Genomic DNA, 15,154 nt, shown 5'->3' with positions numbered 1-15,154 from the left:
GACTGTAGCCCTGTTTTTGAACATGTTCAACTCGGGTTTCGAACCTGGCGTGACCGCCTCGACGCCGCCTCAGCGCCGCCCCAGCTCCGGCCGCTTGGAGTAGTCCGTGAACCCCAGGACGTTGCCCCACGGATCGGCGACCTCGACGGTCCAGCCGGTGGCCACGGAGAACGGCGCGTCCAGGGGCGCGATGCCGGCCGCGGTCAGCCGCCCGGCCGCGGCCCGGGCGTCCGACACCTCCAGCCACACGCGAGGGGACGGCCACGGCGGCGGCCGGCGCCCCAGCGCCTCCTCCTGCCGCAGCAGGATCCCGGGCGTCTCGCCCCCGACCTTCAGCAGGGCGATCCCGCCCTCGTCGAACCGGAACGCCACCGTGAACCCGGCCCGCTCGTAGAACCCCACGGCCTCACCGAGGTCCCCGACGGGCAGCAGGACGTTGTCGAACCCGAGCAGGTCGCACGACTCGTCATCTGACATGCGGTCACACTAGGTACGACGGCGAAGGCGTACGGGAGGGCTTGACCGGGGGGTCACCCGGCCGGGGGAGAGGCGGTGGCCGAAACGGCTTGTGCGCCGTGGGGATCCGTGAAAGATGGCCGCATGTGGATCGATCTCGTCTCCTCGCTCAGCGCCGACGTGAAACTCGGCGGCCCCGGATGCGAGGAGGAAATGCGGGCGGCCGAGGCCGTTCTGGGGCATCCTCTTCCGGCTGCCCTCAAGGACTTCTGGCGGGTCGCGGACGGCGCGCACGACGAGGACGGGTTCGCCGTCGTCTGCCCGGTCGGCGAAGTGATGGGCCGCAATCTGGAGTTCAGGAGCTCGGCCGACTTCCGCGACCTCTACATGCCGTTCGATCCGCTGCTGCTCTTCGGCGAGAGCGCCGGCGGCGACCTCTTCGCCTGCGTCGTCAGACCGCAGCGCCCGGACGTCTTCGTCTGGGACCACGAGAACGACAGCCGCCGCTGGGCGGCGAACGACCTGGAGGACTACCTGCGCCGGCGGCTCGGCGACGATCCGGAGTGGTACACGTCGTGGTGACGGAGGGTCAGTCGCTGGTCCTCGGCCGACCCGCCGCGAGGATCTCAGCCGCGCTCAGAGTGACCTCGGCGCCGATCGAGTAGGGCAGAGTGAAGGACTGGCCCGGGGCGTAGAACCGGTGGTGGTCGTAGCCGCCCTTCTTCGGTCCGGTGAGGACGTGAACCCGCTGATGCCTGCGGTCGACGACGACGTAGACGGGGATCATGGCCTCGGCGTACGCGGGGACCTTGGTCTTCATGTCGTCCTTCCAGGTCCCGGAGGTGACCTCCAGGACCAGGCGGAAGCAGGCCGGGTCGTACGCGTTGTTCCGCACGAAGTGGTCGTCGATGTCGGAGTCGACGATCACCAGGTCGGGGATGACGTAGTCCTCCTCGCCGGTCGGCAGCCACAGGCCGATGTTCTGGAGGACCTCGGTTTCCCCGTCGTCCAGCCCAGCTGCGATGAAGGGGCGCATGAGCTTGGTCAGGGCGCGGGCGTGTGGGGCATCCGGTGACGGTGTCACGAGGAGGTAGCCTCCGATGATCTCGACGCGGTAGCCCGGATGGCGCTCCATGATCTCGTCGGCGATGGCCGTCAGTGAGAACGGCTCGTCGTCGGCGTAGGGCTGCTCGACGGATGCAGCGGACATCGCGTGCCTCCTTGGGGCTGGTGTCGAGAGCATCATCGTAGGCCGGACGCCCCCGGATGTCCCTCTTGATCAAGTGCACCCGATCGTGGTGTCCGAACGCCCGAGGGCCCCGCCCCCGGTGACGAGACCGGGAGACGGGGCCCTCGTGGACGTATCGCGACGCAGCTCAGAAGCGGCGGGTGATCAGGGCCTTCTTGACCTCGGCGATCGCCTTCGTGATCTCGATGCCACGCGGGCAGGCGTCCGTGCAGTTGAACGTGGTGCGGCAGCGCCACACGCCGTCCTTGTCGTTCAGGATCTCCAGCCGCTGCTCGCCGGCCTCGTCACGCGAGTCGAAGATGAAGCGGTGGGCGTTGACGATCGCCGCCGGGCCGAAGTACTGGCCGTCGTTCCAGAACACGGGGCAGGACGAGGTGCAGGCCGCGCACAGGATGCACTTCGTCGTGTCGTCGAACCGCTCGCGGTCCTCCGCCGTCTGGAGACGCTCCCGGGTCGGCTCGTTGGTGTCCTTCGTGATCAGGAAGGGCATCACGTCCCGGAACGCCTGGAAGAACGGCTCCATGTCGACGACCAGGTCCTTCAGGACCGTCAGGCCCTTGATGGGCTCGACCGTGATCGGCTTCTCGGGGTTGATGTCCTTGATCAGCGTCTTGCACGCCAGACGGTTCTTGCCGTTGATCCGCATCGCGTCCGAGCCGCAGATGCCGTGGGCGCAGGAACGGCGGAAGGTGAGCGTGCCGTCGAGCTCCCACTTGATCTTGTGCAGACCGTCGAGGACGCGCTCCTTGGGGTCGATCTCCAGCTGGAAGTCGTCCCAGACCGCGTCCGCCGAGACCTCCGGGTTGAACCGGCGGATGCGGAAGGTGACGGTGATGTACGGGGAGTCGGCGAAGCCGGGCTCGGGGGCGCCGGCCGCGTCCGCCTTGTCGAGGGTCGGGGTAGCCATCAGTACTTACGCTCCATCGGCTGGTAGCGGGTCTGGACGACCGGCTTGTAGTCGAGACGGACGGTCTCGGTGCCGTCGTCGCCCACCTCGCGGTACGCCATGGTGTGGCGCATGAAGTTGACGTCGTCGCGGTTCGGGTAGTCCTCGCGGTAGTGGCCGCCGCGGGACTCCTTGCGGGCCAGCGCCGACACCGCCATGACCTCGGCCAGGTCGAGCAGGTTGCCCAGCTCGACGGCCTCCAGCAGGTCCGTGTTGAACCGCTTGCCCTTGTCCTGGATCGAGACGTTCCGGTACCGCTCGCGCAGCTCGGCGATCTTCTCGACCGCCGTCTTGATCGTCTGCTCGGTGCGGAACACCATGACGTTCGCGTCCATGGTCTCCTGCAGCTCGCGGCGCAGGACCGCCACGCGCTCGGTGCCCGTGGAGGAGCGCAGCCGCTCCACCTGGTCGACGACCAGCTGCGCGGGGCTGTCCGGCAGCTCGACGAAGTCCGCCTTCTGGGAGTACTCGGCGGCGGCGATGCCGGCCCGCTTGCCGAACACGTTGATGTCCAGCAGCGAGTTCGTGCCCAGACGGTTGGCGCCGTGGACCGACACACAGGCGACCTCGCCGGCCGCGTACAGGCCCGGGACGACCGTCGTGTTGTCGCGCAGGACCTCGCCCTCGACGTTCGTCGGGATGCCGCCCATGGCGTAGTGCGCGGTCGGCTGGATCGGGATCGGGTCCGTGTAGGGCTCGATGCCGAGGTAGGTGCGCGCGAACTCCGTGATGTCGGGCAGCTTGGCGTCCAGCTGCTCCGGCGGGAGGTGGGTGAGGTCGAGGTAGACGTGGTCGCCCTCGGGACCGCAGCCGCGGCCCTCGCGGATCTCGGTGTAGATGGAGCGGGAGACGACGTCACGGGACGCGAGGTCCTTCATGACCGGCGCGTACTTCTCCATGAAGCGCTCGCCGTCCTTGTTGCGCAGGATGCCGCCCTCACCGCGGGCGCCCTCCGTCAGCAGGATGCCCATGCGCCAGATGCCGGTCGGGTGGAACTGGAAGAACTCCATGTCCTCCAGCGGCAGCCCGCGCCGGTAGACGGCGGCCTGGCCGTCACCGGTCAGCGTGTGCGCGTTCGACGTCACCTTGAAGAACTTGCCGCAGCCGCCGGAGGCGTAGATCACGGCCTTCGCCTGGAAGACGTGGATCTCGCCGGTGGCCAGCTCGTACGCCACGACGCCGGCGGACTTCTTGACGCCGTCGACCTCGGTGATCAGCTGGTCGAGGACGTAGAACTCGTTGTAGAACTCCACGCCCTCCTTCACGCAGTTCTGGTACAGCGTCTGAAGGATCATGTGGCCGGTGCGGTCGGCCGCGTAGCAGGACCGGCGGACCGGGGCCTCGCCGTGGTTGCGGCTGTGACCGCCGAAGCGGCGCTGGTCGATCGTGCCGTTCGGGGTGCGGTTGAACGGCAGGCCCATCTTCTCCAGGTCGAGGACCGAGTCGATGGCCTCCTTCGCCAGGATCTCGGCGGCGTCCTGGTCGACCAGGTAGTCACCGCCCTTGACCGTGTCGAAGGTGTGCCACTCCCAGTTGTCCTCCTCCACGTTGGCCAGCGCGGCGGCCATGCCGCCCTGCGCGGCGCCCGTGTGGGAGCGGGTGGGGTAGAGCTTGGTCAGCACGGCGGTGCGGCTGCGCTTGGTCGACTCGATGGCGGCGCGCATACCGGCGCCGCCGGCGCCGACGATGACGGTGTCGTACTTGTGGATCTTCATGATTCTCGCAACCCCGTGCCTAGCGGATGTTCGGGTCGAAGGTGAAGATCACCAGCGTGCCCAGCAGGATGGTGAACACCGTGGCGGTGTAGAGCAGGCCCTTCAGCCACAGCCGGGTGTTCGCGCGCTCCGCGTAGTCGTTGATGACCGTGCGCAGGCCGTTCGCCCCGTGCAGCATCGCGAGCCACAGCATCAGCAGGTCCCAGACCTGCCAGAAGGGGGACGCCCAGCGGCCCGCCACGAACGCGAAGCCGATCTTCGACACGCCGCCGTCCAGCACCAGCTGGATCAGCAGGTGGCCGAGGACCAGCACGACCAGCACGACGCCCGACAGGCGCATGAACAGCCATGCGGCCATCTCGAAGTTGCCCCGGGTGGACTTCGGGGTCTTCTTGGTGCGCCGGCGCGGGGCCTCGATGAAGGGCGCCGGGTTGTCGACGTCGTAGCCGGAGCCGCCCTCGACGGGGCCGATCCCGGCTGCGGTGGATTCAGTGGTCGCCATGGGTGTCAGCTCCCGAACAGTTCACGAGCGGCGTGTCCGAGGACGGGGTAGACCGCCCCGAGCATCAGCACGAGCCACAGGCCCACGACGGTCCAGAGCATCTGCTTCTGGTAGCGCGTGCCCTTCGACCAGAAGTCGACGGCGATGACGCGCAGGCCGTTGAGCGCGTGGAAGAGGATGGCGGCGACGAGGCCGTACTCCAGCAGCGCGACGATGGGGGTCTTGTAGGTGGCTACGACCTTGTCGTAGTCCTCGGGGGAGACACGCACGAGGGCGGTGTCCAGCACGTGGACGAACAGGAAGAAGAAGATGAGGACGCCGGTGACTCGATGAGCCACCCAGGACCACATTCCTTCCCGGCCGCGGTACAGCGTTCCAGCCGGCACGGAAGAACCCTCCGGGAGCGGGGATTGGGGCCTGCCGGCTTGGGTGTCGGACGGGCCCGGCCGGGTACGGTCCACCGGCCCCCAGCATCGTAGCGAGACGTCGGCGCAGGGCTTACGCCGGGCCTACCGGTGTGATCAAAGTGGCACGCGTATGGGTGAGCGCCGGCGGCATCTGGGGCGGTCTCGGCCGTTATGCGCCGAGTGTGCGGGCGCGGGCGCATGGTGGCCGGTCACGGCCGCGCGGCGGCCGCCGCCGGAACTCGGCTACAGCCCGGCGCCCCTGACGGCCCCGACCAGCCGCCCCTTGGCCAGACGGCGGAGCTCGTCCGCCGCCACCACCCGTTCGTCCTCCGGATCGTTCGCCAACCGTGACCGGATTCCCTCCAGCACGTGGTCCAGGGCCTCCGACCGCGGCAGTCCGTCCAGGCAGATGACGAACACGTGGCCGAATCTGGCCTCGTAGGCGGAGTGGGCGGCGCTCAGCGCCATGTGGGCGGCTTCGTACGCGTCGTCCGGCAGTGCGGGCAGGGTCTCCGCCGCCAGCGCCTCCGCCAGGTCGTCCGGCGTCAGGTCGTACGCCGCCTCGTCGGACGCCGCCAGCAGCGAGTCCACGGTCGGATAGGGGCGGTGGTCGGCGAGGCGACGGGCCCAGCGGGGGCTGTGCAGGCAGGTCAGCAGCACACGGCGGGCCTCGTCGGCGGACGCGGTGTTGAAGCCGTGCAGCAGGGGCACCGGCGATGTCCGGGTCTGCGCCGGTATGGCGAGGCGGCCGGAGAGGTGGGGAAGGCGGTGCGCAGGCAGCGTGGATCCTCGCGTCACGTGTGTGGTGGCAGGGGATGCAGTGAAAGATGTGTCGTCACGTTATCGAGAGCGGTCGAAGTGTGTCTGACCGATGCCTGAATTTCACTCGAACGAGAGAGTTTCAGAATGTGTCGTGGACCCCTTCGCGCGGACTTCGGCGCGCCCGACCCGCGCGCGGGTCGTACGGTTGGCCGAGTGAGCAGGCACAGGCACCGGCGCCGGGCGCCGCAGACGCAACCGCACCAGAAGGTCGTGACACGGGCACTGACGGCCGGCGGGCTGGTCGCCGTGCTCGGCGTCGGAGCGGGGCTGTGGGCCTCGTCGGGCGACGACGGCACGCCGGCCGGGTCGGCCTCCCAGCAGGTCGCCGACGGCCCCTCCGCCGGTGACCGGGGCGTGGCCCGCGCCCCGTCCCCGAGCCCCACCCCCAGCCGCGCCTACCCCCTGTCCACCGCCCCCCGCACCATCCCCGCCGTCCGCTCCCACACTCCGGCCCGCGGCCCGGGCTGGCGTCCCGCGGCCGGCCGCCGGGTCGTGGTCGGCGACGCCGGGCTCGCCGACGAGGGGCGTCTGGTCGCCGGCGAGCTGGGACTGAGCTACGCGGGCGTGCGCAGCGACGCGCGCGCCGGCGACCTGCGCCTCGCCCGCAACGCCGACCGCGGCGCGAACCCGGAGTCGTACACCATGACCGTGCGCGGCGGACGGGTCACCGTCAGCGCACCCTCGGACGCCGGCGTCTTCTACGGCACCCGAACCCTCAAGCAGGAGGTGCGCGGCGGCGGGACGGCGCCCGAGGGCGTCGTGCGCGACCAGCCGGCCAAGCCGCAGCGCGGGTTCACGCTGGACATCGCGCGCAAGAACTTCAGCGCCGGCTGGATCGAGGACCGGGTGCGCGAGCTCGGCGACCTCAAGTACAACCAGCTCGGCCTGCACTTCTCCGACGACCAGGCGTTCCGGATCCAGTCCGACACGCATCCGGAGATCGTCGCCCAGGAGCACCTGACCAAGGCCCAGGTGAGGCAGATCGTCGCGCTCGCGGCCCAGCGGCACATCACCGTCGTGCCCGAGATCGACTCGCCGGGACACCTGGGCGCAGTCCTGGCCGCACACCCCGAGCTGCAGCTGCGCAACGCGCGGGGGGTCGCCACCCGAGGGGCGATCGACATCTCCCAGAAGGCGTCCGCGAACCTCCTCGACGACCTGCTGAACGAGTACGCCGGCCTCTTCCCCGGCGGCTACTGGCATCTCGGCGGCGACGAGTACCAGGCGCTGACGGTGTCGGACCCCGCCGCCTCCTACCCGCAGCTGGCCTCGGCCGCGCGGGCCCGGTACGGCCCCGGGGCGCGCGTCTCCGACCTCGCCACCGGCTGGCTCGACGACCGTGCCGCCACCGTCCGCGCCCACGACCGGACGATGCGGGCGTGGAACGACGGGTTCTTCCGCGGCACGTCGGTGAAACCGGCCTCCGACCTGGTGGTCGCCTACTGGACGGGCAAGGAGATCGGCGCCCGGACGCCGACGGAGTACCTGAGCGCGGGGCGCAAGATGCTCAACTACAACGACGAGTACCTCTACTACGTCCTCGGCGAGCCCAACGACTTCGCCTACCCGACCGGCCGGCGCATCTACGAGCAGTGGACCCCGCGCGTGCTGCGCGGCACCACCCCGGTCGCCGCGAGGTACGACGCCCAGATCCTCGGCGGCTCCCTCTCGGTCTGGTGCGACCTCGCGAACGCCCAGACGCAGGCGCAGGTCGCGGCGGGGGTGCGGATGCCGCTGCGGGCCACCGCGCAGAAACTGTGGGACGCGCGGACGCCGACGCTGACCTGGTCGCAGTTCACGTCCCTTGCGAACAGGCTGGGCTGATGCCGGCCCGTCTGTCATGCTCGGCCGACTGGGCAGCGGTCCCTCGGGGTTGGCCGAAAAGATTTCCTGTGACACTCCCGGGCCGTTGCACGCAGTAAGGGGAAGTGCGGGCTCCGTCAGGTAGGGCCCTGGCGAGGGAGGCGTGCATGAGCCTGGTGGAACTGATCGCGCAGGCCGACGAACGCGGACTGGCCGCCAGCGGGTTGGCTTGTTTGGACCGGTGCGTGCCCCTGCTCGGCGGCGACGACGAGACCCTGCGCCCGCTGTGGGGAAACCTCGCGGACGCCTCCGACGCGGCCGACTGGGGTCAGTTGCTGGAGCAGACGCGCGGCAAGCTGGACTCCTCCAAGGGCGAGGGCGAGGGCGACGAGGCCGTGCTGCTGGTCCACCGCATGCTGGCCGCCGCCCCGGCCGACCGATGCGCCGCCGAGGTGCGGACCTGGGCCGACGCCTGCTCCGTCGCCTCACTCCAGATCCACCGCCTGCTCGACCCGGCGGCCGACGCCGGCCCGGTCGACTCCGGCCGCGAGGGCCGCACGGCGGGCATGTCGCCCCTCGTCGCCGCCGAACTGCGCCGCCAGGTCATCGTCCTGGAGGTGCTCGCCGGTCACGGCGCCGGCGGACTGCGGCGGGCGCTGGAGGTGTCCACGGAGGGACGCCGGGTGCTGCGCGCGGTGGTGTCGCGGCGGGCGCGTGGACGATCGTGAGCATTTCGCGGCGGAGCTGGGGCGGTCCTGCACCGGTCTCGCGTCCGCCGCGCAATCGCGTGACGGAACACCCCCCGGCCTCGCTCAATGGAGTGTGACCCGCAGGACGACAGAGCAGACCGAACAGAGCGGACAGCCCCGTCCGGCCGCCCGGCCCTCCGCCGCGGCCCGGCCCGTGCGATGGGCGGCGGAGGCCGTGGCCGCCGCGCCCGACGCCGTGCGGCCGCACCTCGACCACTCGCCGCAGAGCCTGTGGCGCGTCGACCGGTGGATCGCGGAACTGCGGCGCACCGGCGCCGCGCCCGCGTCCGTGGAGGACCTGCTGCGCGGACTCGGCGCCTACGCCGGCGAGGTGATCGTCCGCCGCTCCGGCGCCGAGTGGTGGGCGTCCGGCGGCGACCACTGGGTCCGCACCCCCGACGGCCGCCTGTGGGAGCCCCTCGACGAGGCCCGCCGCTGCTTCGGCGGCCACGGCTCGCTGCGCCTGCTGTGCCGGGACGCGGTCCCCGGGAGCCGGTGACTGTGGGCGCCCCGCGGGGGAGGTCGCCGGGGGCGTATTCGACGCGCGCGGCCCGGGTGCGGGCCCGCGGCGAGCGGGCGGGGCGTCGCGACCGAGGCAACGGCCGGGGCCGCCACCCCCCACAGGAGAGGCCCCGGCCGTCGCGCGGCACGGGCCGCGCGGCGACCCGTACTCCCTACAGCGCCAGGAGTGCGGTTTCCGTCACACCTTGCGCGCGTCACGAACCAGTTGCATGTTCTATGAACATGGACGGGCGGCGGTTTCAGGTCGTAACGTGCCTTTCGCGCCGGACGGCCAAGCGGAAGACCACCGCTACGACCTGCGGTCCCGAGACCGCGAAGCATCGACCGAGGAACCACGACGTGGGGGACGACGCGGAGCTGACAGCCGCGGTGCTCGCGGCACAGCACGGGGACGAGACCGCGTTTCGGACCGTGTACCGCACGGTGCACCCGCGGCTGCTGGGATACGTGCGCACACTGGTCGGCGATCACGACGCCGAGGACGTGACGTCCGAGGCCTGGCTGCAGATCGCCCGGGACCTCGAGCGCTTCGCCGGCGACGCGGACCGGTTCCGCGGCTGGGCCGCCCGGATCGCCCGCAACCGCGCCCTGGACCACATACGGATGCGCGGAAGACGGCCGGCGACGGTCGGCGACGAGACCGAGCTGGCCGGCCGGGCCGCCGAGTCCGACACCGCGGGCGAGGCCATCGAGGCGCTGGCCACCGGCCGCACCCTCGGCCTCATAGCCCGGCTGCCGCAGGACCAGGCCGAGGCCGTCGTCCTGCGGGTGGTCATGGGACTGGACGCCAAGACGGCCGCCGACACGCTGGGCAAGCGGCCCGGCGCGGTGCGCACCGCGGCCCATCGGGGCCTGAAGAAACTCGCCGAGCTGCTCGGCGACGACCCGGAGACGGCCGGCGTGCTCGACGCGCTGCCGCCCCAGCGGGGACCGCGTTCCCGTACGGTGACGTCCGCCGGTGTGACGCATGTGCGCACGCGGACGCAGAGGGACATGTGATGGCCGACAAGCACGACAGGTGGCTCGATCGCGAGACGTCGGAGCGTCTGCTGCGCGGTGAGTCGCCCGACAACGCTGTCGCAGGCAGTGCCCGGGAAGAGGCCGAACGGCTCGCCAGGACGCTCGGCGCGCTCTCGGCGTCGGCCGCCGCCCCGCCGCCCGCGGACGAGGAGCTGCCCGGCGAGGCCGCGGCCCTCGCCGCGTTCCGCAAGGTCCAGGCCGACCGCCATGACCTCGCGGCCCGCCCCGGTCCTACGGGTGCCGCGGGCCTCTTCGGCCTTGCCGGGCATACGGGGCAGGGCGCTCGGGCCGGCCGTGCGGCCCGTGCCGTGACTGCCGTGGCCCCGGGTGGGCCCGCGCGGGAAGGCGGCGGCGACGCGGGTCTGGTCCGCATCGGCGGGCGGGCCGAGGAGAGCGGGAGCCGACCGCGCCGGGGCCGGCCCGTGCGGCTGGGGCTGGCCGCCGCGTTGGCCGTCGGGATGGTCGGCGGCGTGTCGGCCGCGACGGCGGCCGGGTATCTGCCGACTCCGTTCGACGATCAGGGGCCCGGGCGGCCCGTGGCGTCCGTCTCCGCCCCCGCGCCCTCCCACGGCCGTCCGCTCGGCTCGCCCTCCCCGACCGCTCCGGCAGGCGACGGCGCGGCGTCCGCGCCGAAGCCCGGCGCGAGCGCCGCGGACCGGGATGCGGCAGGGAAGGGCGACGCGGGCGACGACGCCTCGGAGGCCCCCAAAGCCCGCGGCGGCCGGCCGGCGGGCGTGATCTCCTCCTGCCGTGAACTCGGCGCCGGCAAGACCCTGGACCGTGAAGGCCGCCGACGCCTGGAGAAGCTGGCAGGCGGCGCACAGCGCGTCCAGGCGTACTGCGCGGCGCTGCTCGACGGCGCCCGCGCCCAAAGCGGCTCGGCCGGCCGGGATCCCGGAAAGGGACAGTCGGGCCGCGGGGGCGGTGGCACGGCCGGGCAGAAGGGCGCCGACGGCACGGGCGGCCGCGGCGGCTCCGACGACGACGATGACGCGGGCCGAGCGGACCACGGGCACGGCCGCGGACACGGCAAGGGCCACGGGCACGGGCACGGCCGGGGCGGCTCCGGCTCCGGCTCCGGCGGCCTGGGACACCACGGCTGACCTGCGGGTTTCAGGCAGCTGAAATTTCTTCCGCCGCAGGTGTGACATTTTCCGCGGCCGGTACGCAGTACCGAGTGAGCCGACTGGTCATCGGCCCCAGCACAGAGCCGGGGGTTCCCCCCGTACCTTCGGCTCGTGCGCTCGGCGCGGGCGGGACACGTTCCCCCGGTCCCGCTCGCGCCCCATACACCTCTCCCCCCGTCCGGATGACGAGTCGCGAACCGCCCGGCAGACTGACGGGTACTCGGTCAAAGACCAGGGGCGGCCGCCGTGACCGCCCGGCGGGAGGCCTGCACCCATGGCGCGTGAGTCGGAGTCCGGACTGCCCATCGAGCCGGTGTACGGCCCGCAGGACCTGGCCGGCTGGGACCCTTCGGAGCGGCTGGGGGAGCCGGGCGCGTACCCCTTCACCCGGGGCGTCTACCCGTCGATGTACACGGGCCGCCCCTGGACGATGCGCCAGTACGCGGGGTTCGGCACGGCCGTCGAGTCCAACGCCCGTTACCGGCAGCTGATCGCCCACGGCACCACGGGCCTGTCGGTCGCCTTCGACCTGCCCACCCAGATGGGCCACGACTCCGACGCCCCGATCGCGCACGGCGAGGTCGGCAAGGTCGGCGTGGCGATCGACTCGGTCGAGGACATGCGGGTGCTGTTCGACGGGATCCCGCTGGACCAGGTGTCGACGTCGATGACGATCAACGCCCCCGCCGCGCTGCTGCTGCTGATGTACCAGCTCGTCGGCGAGGAGCAGGGCGTCCCGGCCGGCCGGCTCACCGGCACGATCCAGAACGACGTGCTGAAGGAGTACATCGCGCGCGGGACGTACATCTTCCCGCCGAAGCCCTCGCTCCGCCTGATCGCCGACATCTTCAGGTACTGCCGGGCCGAGATCCCCAGGTGGAACACCATCTCGATCTCCGGTTACCACATGGCGGAGGCGGGTGCGTCGCCCGCGCAGGAGATCGCCTTCACGCTGGCCGACGGCATCGAGTACGTCCGTACGGCGGTCGCCGCCGGCATGGACGTGGACGACTTCGCACCGCGGCTGTCCTTCTTCTTCGTGGCCCGCACGACGCTGCTCGAGGAGGTCGCGAAGTTCCGCGCCGCCCGCCGGATCTGGGCGCGGGTGATGAAGGAGGAGTTCGGTGCGAAGGACCCCAAGTCGCTGATGCTGCGCTTCCACACGCAGACCGCCGGCGTCCAGCTGACGGCCCAGCAGCCCGAGGTGAACCTGGTCCGGGTCGCCGTCCAGGGTCTGGCGGCGGTGCTCGGCGGCACCCAGTCGCTGCACACCAACTCCTTCGACGAGGCCATCGCGCTGCCGACCGACAAGAGCGCGCGGCTGGCCCTGCGCACCCAGCAGGTCCTGGCCCACGAGACGGACGTGACGGCCACCGTCGACCCCTTCGCGGGCTCGTACGTCGTGGAGCGGATGACCGACGACCTGGAGGCGGCGATCGTCGGTCTCATGCGCCGCGTCGAGGACCTCGGCGGCGCGGTGCCGGCCATCGAGCACGGTTTCCAGAAGAACGAGATCGAGCGGTCCGCCTACCGGATCGCGCAGGAGACCGACTCCGGCGAGCGGGTCGTGGTCGGCGTCAACCGCTTCCGGCTCGACGCGGAGGAGCCGTACGAGCCCCTGCGTGTCGACCCGGCCATCGAGGCGCAGCAGGCGCGGCGTCTGGCCCGGCTCCGAGCGGAACGCGACAGTGCGGCCGTGGACTCCGCACTCGACGCCCTGAGGAAGGCGGCGCAGGGCGAGGACAACGTCCTGTACCCGATGAAGGACGCGCTGCGGGCCCGGGCGACGGTGGGAGAGGTGTGCAACGCCCTCCGCGAGGTCTGGGGCACGTACGTGCCGTCGGACGCCTTCTGAGCCGGGGCGGCGTCCACCGCCCTACGACCCGTCCGTCCCGGCCGAGGCCGACCCGCCGGTCGAAGGGGCGGACGCCGTCGAGCGTCGGGCGGCGGACGCCGTCGACCGTCAGATCCGCGGCGGACGCCGTCGACCGTCAGGTCCGGGACGCGGTCGTCGGCCCGCAGCGGGCCGGGAGCCGGCTCGTGCCTCGCTCGGCGACCGGTCGGGCGGCGCTCCTCCTCGCAGGCGTCCGCCGAGGCTCCGCCCGTTCTCCGTGCGGGGCCGCCAGGCTCGCGTCGTGCCCGCCCTCCCGGGCCGACCCGGCCGGGTCGCCCTGTGTGGCGGGACCGCTGCGCGGAGGTGATGATTCCAGGATCGGTTCCGGAACGTGGACTGGCACGGCGTGCCATTGGTGGTCCGTGGTATCCGTGAGAGAAAGGAAGAAGTGCGGGTTGCCGACCCCGAAAGCCGGCGAGTTTACCCATCCCGCACAGCAGCCATGCGCCGCGCGGCCAACTTTTCTTCGCCTGACGGGTTGAAGTTTTGTTGATCGTAGGTCGGTTGACCGCCCAGGCGTCCTACCCTTCAGAGGGTGAAGCAACTGATGTCCCGAGAGTCCGAGGCCGATCCCTCAGGGGAAGCCGTGCTCCCCGGTGCCCTTCCCGGCACCCTGCCGGAGGCGCTGCGCGCCGAGCTCGTGGCCTTCCGCCGCGACCTGCACATGCACCCTGAGCTGGGCAACCAGGAGTTCCGCACGACGGCCGCGATCAAGGCCCGCCTCGAGAAGGCGGGGCTTCGGCCCCGCGTGCTCGCCGTCGGCACCGGCCTCATCTGCGACATCGGGACCGTGGGGGCGGAGGGCGTGGCCGTCGACGGCGTCCCCGTTCTCGCGATGCGCGCCGACATCGACGCGCTGCCCATCCCGGACACGAAGACCGAGTGCGCCTACCGGTCCACCGTCCCCGACCGCGCGCACGCCTGCGGCCACGACGTGCACACCACCGTCGTCCTCGGCGCCGGCCTCGTCCTGGCGGAGCTGCACCGGCAGGGCCGGCTCCCGCGGCCGGTGCGGCTGATCTTCCAGCCCGCCGAGGAGGTGCTGCCCGGCGGCGCCGCCGACGCCATCGCCGACGGAGCGCTCGACGGCGTGGGCCGGATCATCGCCGTGCACTGCGACCCCCGGGTCGACGCGGGCAAGGTCGGTCTGCGCGAGGGCGCCATCACCTCCGCCTGCGACCGGCTGGAGATCTCCCTGGACGGGCCGGGCGGCCACACCGCACGCCCGCACCTGACCACCGACCTCGTCACGGCGGCCGCCCGGGTCGTCACCGACGTGCCCGCGCTGGTCGGCCGCCGGGTCGACACGCGCGCCGGACTGGCCGTCACCTGGGGCCGCATCGAGAGCGGCCACGCCCCGAACGTGATCCCGCAGCACGCGGAGCTCTCCGGGACCGTCCGCTGCCTGGACCTCGAGGCGTGGCGCCAGGCGCCGGACATCGTGGTCGCGGCGATCGACGAGGTGGCCAACCTGCACCGGGCCAAGTCGGAGATCAACTACGTGCGGGGCGTCCCGCCGGTCGTCAACGACGGGGACGTCACCGCCCTGCTGCGGGACGCCATGGTGGCCCGGCGCGGCGAGTCGTCCGTGGAGGGCACCGAGCAGAGCCTCGGCGGCGAGGACTTCTCCTGGTACCTGGAGCGGGTCCCGGGCTCGATGGCCCGGCTCGGCGTGCGCCCGCCCGGCGAGCGCACCGTGCGCGACCTGCACCAGGGCGACTTCGACGCCGACGAGTCGGCGATCACCGTCGGTGTGGAGCTCTTCACGGCGGCAGCGCTGCTGGACGCGGCCGGCAGGTGACCGGACGGCGGCGGAACGGCCCTCACGTGGCCGTTCCGCCGTTCGGCGCAACCCTGTTGTAAGCCATTCGTCCCCGGTTCGAAATCATCCGCGCGAAGCTGCAAGGCGCCGAGTTCAGACGGCGTTCGCCTCGAATCGATA

The 15,154-nt window shown here is 71.9% G+C and carries 15 protein-coding genes; 8 read left to right on the top strand and 7 right to left on the bottom strand.

Annotation, left to right across the window (positions count from 1 at the left end; translation table 11 throughout):
- Positions 1–69: 69 nt before the first annotated feature.
- On the bottom strand, positions 70–477 hold the full coding sequence (locus ACN6LD_RS31595) for a VOC family protein (RefSeq protein ID WP_445044985.1): 408 nt from the start codon (positions 475–477) through the stop codon (positions 70–72).
- A 123-nt stretch (positions 478–600) separates the two neighbouring features.
- Here ACN6LD_RS31595 and ACN6LD_RS31590 point away from each other — a divergent pair, with 123 nt between their 5' ends.
- Positions 601–1,038, top strand: a complete 438-nt coding sequence (locus ACN6LD_RS31590; protein WP_319192628.1) for an SMI1/KNR4 family protein — start codon at positions 601–603, stop codon at positions 1,036–1,038.
- Between the two features lie 7 nt (positions 1,039–1,045).
- Here ACN6LD_RS31590 and ACN6LD_RS31585 read toward each other — a convergent pair whose 3' ends face one another.
- From ACN6LD_RS31585 to ACN6LD_RS31560, 6 genes are all read right to left on the bottom strand, one after another.
- Positions 1,046–1,666 carry a Uma2 family endonuclease gene (locus ACN6LD_RS31585; protein ID WP_319192630.1) on the bottom strand — a complete coding sequence of 207 codons (621 nt, stop codon included), beginning with the start codon at positions 1,664–1,666 and terminating at the stop codon, positions 1,046–1,048.
- A gap of 166 nt (positions 1,667–1,832) precedes the next feature.
- Complete coding sequence (locus ACN6LD_RS31580; RefSeq protein ID WP_319192631.1) at positions 1,833–2,612, bottom strand: succinate dehydrogenase iron-sulfur subunit; 780 nt, start codon at positions 2,610–2,612, stop codon at positions 1,833–1,835.
- Positions 2,612–4,366 (bottom strand): succinate dehydrogenase flavoprotein subunit, encoded by a 1,755-nt coding sequence (gene sdhA / locus ACN6LD_RS31575; RefSeq protein ID WP_319192633.1) that lies wholly within the window; start codon positions 4,364–4,366, stop codon positions 2,612–2,614. The genes ACN6LD_RS31580 and sdhA overlap by 1 nt, the downstream gene beginning before the upstream one ends.
- A gap of 19 nt (positions 4,367–4,385) precedes the next feature.
- Complete coding sequence (locus ACN6LD_RS31570) at positions 4,386–4,868, bottom strand: succinate dehydrogenase hydrophobic membrane anchor subunit (protein WP_306949648.1); 483 nt, start codon at positions 4,866–4,868, stop codon at positions 4,386–4,388.
- 5 nt (positions 4,869–4,873) lie between these two features.
- Positions 4,874–5,254 (bottom strand): succinate dehydrogenase, cytochrome b556 subunit, encoded by a 381-nt coding sequence (sdhC, locus tag ACN6LD_RS31565; RefSeq protein ID WP_079041644.1) that lies wholly within the window; start codon positions 5,252–5,254, stop codon positions 4,874–4,876.
- Positions 5,255–5,518: 264 nt separating this feature from the next.
- Positions 5,519–6,073, bottom strand: coding sequence for a 2-oxo-4-hydroxy-4-carboxy-5-ureidoimidazoline decarboxylase (locus tag ACN6LD_RS31560; protein WP_319192636.1), 555 nt, complete (start codon positions 6,071–6,073; stop codon positions 5,519–5,521).
- A gap of 234 nt (positions 6,074–6,307) precedes the next feature.
- Here ACN6LD_RS31560 and ACN6LD_RS31555 point away from each other — a divergent pair, with 234 nt between their 5' ends.
- The 7 genes from ACN6LD_RS31555 to ACN6LD_RS31525 all read left to right on the top strand — a co-directional run bounded on the left by ACN6LD_RS31555 (position 6,308) and on the right by ACN6LD_RS31525 (position 15,013).
- Entirely contained in the window at positions 6,308–7,921 is a 1,614-nt protein-coding gene (locus ACN6LD_RS31555; RefSeq protein WP_445044993.1) for a beta-N-acetylhexosaminidase, read from the top strand.
- A gap of 146 nt (positions 7,922–8,067) precedes the next feature.
- Entirely contained in the window at positions 8,068–8,628 is a 561-nt protein-coding gene (locus tag ACN6LD_RS31550; protein ID WP_445044984.1) for a hypothetical protein, read from the top strand.
- Between the two features lie 94 nt (positions 8,629–8,722).
- Positions 8,723–9,148: a hypothetical protein gene (locus ACN6LD_RS31545; protein WP_319192716.1), complete on the top strand. Its 426-nt coding sequence runs from the start codon at positions 8,723–8,725 to the stop codon at positions 9,146–9,148.
- Between the two features lie 362 nt (positions 9,149–9,510).
- On the top strand, positions 9,511–10,170 hold the full coding sequence (locus ACN6LD_RS31540; protein WP_445044983.1) for an RNA polymerase sigma factor: 660 nt from the start codon (positions 9,511–9,513) through the stop codon (positions 10,168–10,170).
- Positions 10,170–11,294, top strand: a complete 1,125-nt coding sequence (locus ACN6LD_RS31535; RefSeq protein ID WP_445044982.1) for a hypothetical protein — start codon at positions 10,170–10,172, stop codon at positions 11,292–11,294. The genes ACN6LD_RS31540 and ACN6LD_RS31535 overlap by 1 nt, the downstream gene beginning before the upstream one ends.
- A gap of 298 nt (positions 11,295–11,592) precedes the next feature.
- Positions 11,593–13,173 (top strand): acyl-CoA mutase large subunit family protein, encoded by a 1,581-nt coding sequence (locus tag ACN6LD_RS31530; RefSeq protein ID WP_319192711.1) that lies wholly within the window; start codon positions 11,593–11,595, stop codon positions 13,171–13,173.
- 586 nt (positions 13,174–13,759) lie between these two features.
- Positions 13,760–15,013 (top strand): amidohydrolase, encoded by a 1,254-nt coding sequence (locus ACN6LD_RS31525; protein ID WP_445044992.1) that lies wholly within the window; start codon positions 13,760–13,762, stop codon positions 15,011–15,013.
- Positions 15,014–15,154 lie beyond the last annotated feature (141 nt).

The organism is Streptomyces sp. SAS_272, assembly GCF_052543235.1.
Note: the sequence above shows the minus strand (reverse complement) of the source record. Positions and strands in the feature narration are given on the sequence as shown.

What these genes read in the sequence shown, in the direction of transcription:
- ACN6LD_RS31595 (WP_445044985.1), bottom strand. Translation starts at nt 477, where the DNA reads ATGTCAGATGACGAGTCGTGCGACCTGCTCGGGTTCGACAACGTCCTG.
- ACN6LD_RS31590 (WP_319192628.1), top strand. Translation starts at nt 601, where the DNA reads ATGTGGATCGATCTCGTCTCCTCGCTCAGCGCCGACGTGAAACTCGGC.
- ACN6LD_RS31585 (WP_319192630.1), bottom strand. Translation starts at nt 1,666, where the DNA reads ATGTCCGCTGCATCCGTCGAGCAGCCCTACGCCGACGACGAGCCGTTC.
- ACN6LD_RS31580 (WP_319192631.1), bottom strand. Translation starts at nt 2,612, where the DNA reads ATGGCTACCCCGACCCTCGACAAGGCGGACGCGGCCGGCGCCCCCGAG.
- sdhA (WP_319192633.1), bottom strand. Translation starts at nt 4,366, where the DNA reads ATGAAGATCCACAAGTACGACACCGTCATCGTCGGCGCCGGCGGCGCC.
- ACN6LD_RS31570 (WP_306949648.1), bottom strand. Translation starts at nt 4,868, where the DNA reads ATGGCGACCACTGAATCCACCGCAGCCGGGATCGGCCCCGTCGAGGGC.
- ACN6LD_RS31550 (WP_445044984.1), top strand. Translation starts at nt 8,068, where the DNA reads ATGAGCCTGGTGGAACTGATCGCGCAGGCCGACGAACGCGGACTGGCC.
- ACN6LD_RS31535 (WP_445044982.1), top strand. Translation starts at nt 10,170, where the DNA reads ATGGCCGACAAGCACGACAGGTGGCTCGATCGCGAGACGTCGGAGCGT.
- ACN6LD_RS31530 (WP_319192711.1), top strand. Translation starts at nt 11,593, where the DNA reads ATGGCGCGTGAGTCGGAGTCCGGACTGCCCATCGAGCCGGTGTACGGC.
- ACN6LD_RS31525 (WP_445044992.1), top strand. Translation starts at nt 13,760, where the DNA reads ATGTCCCGAGAGTCCGAGGCCGATCCCTCAGGGGAAGCCGTGCTCCCC.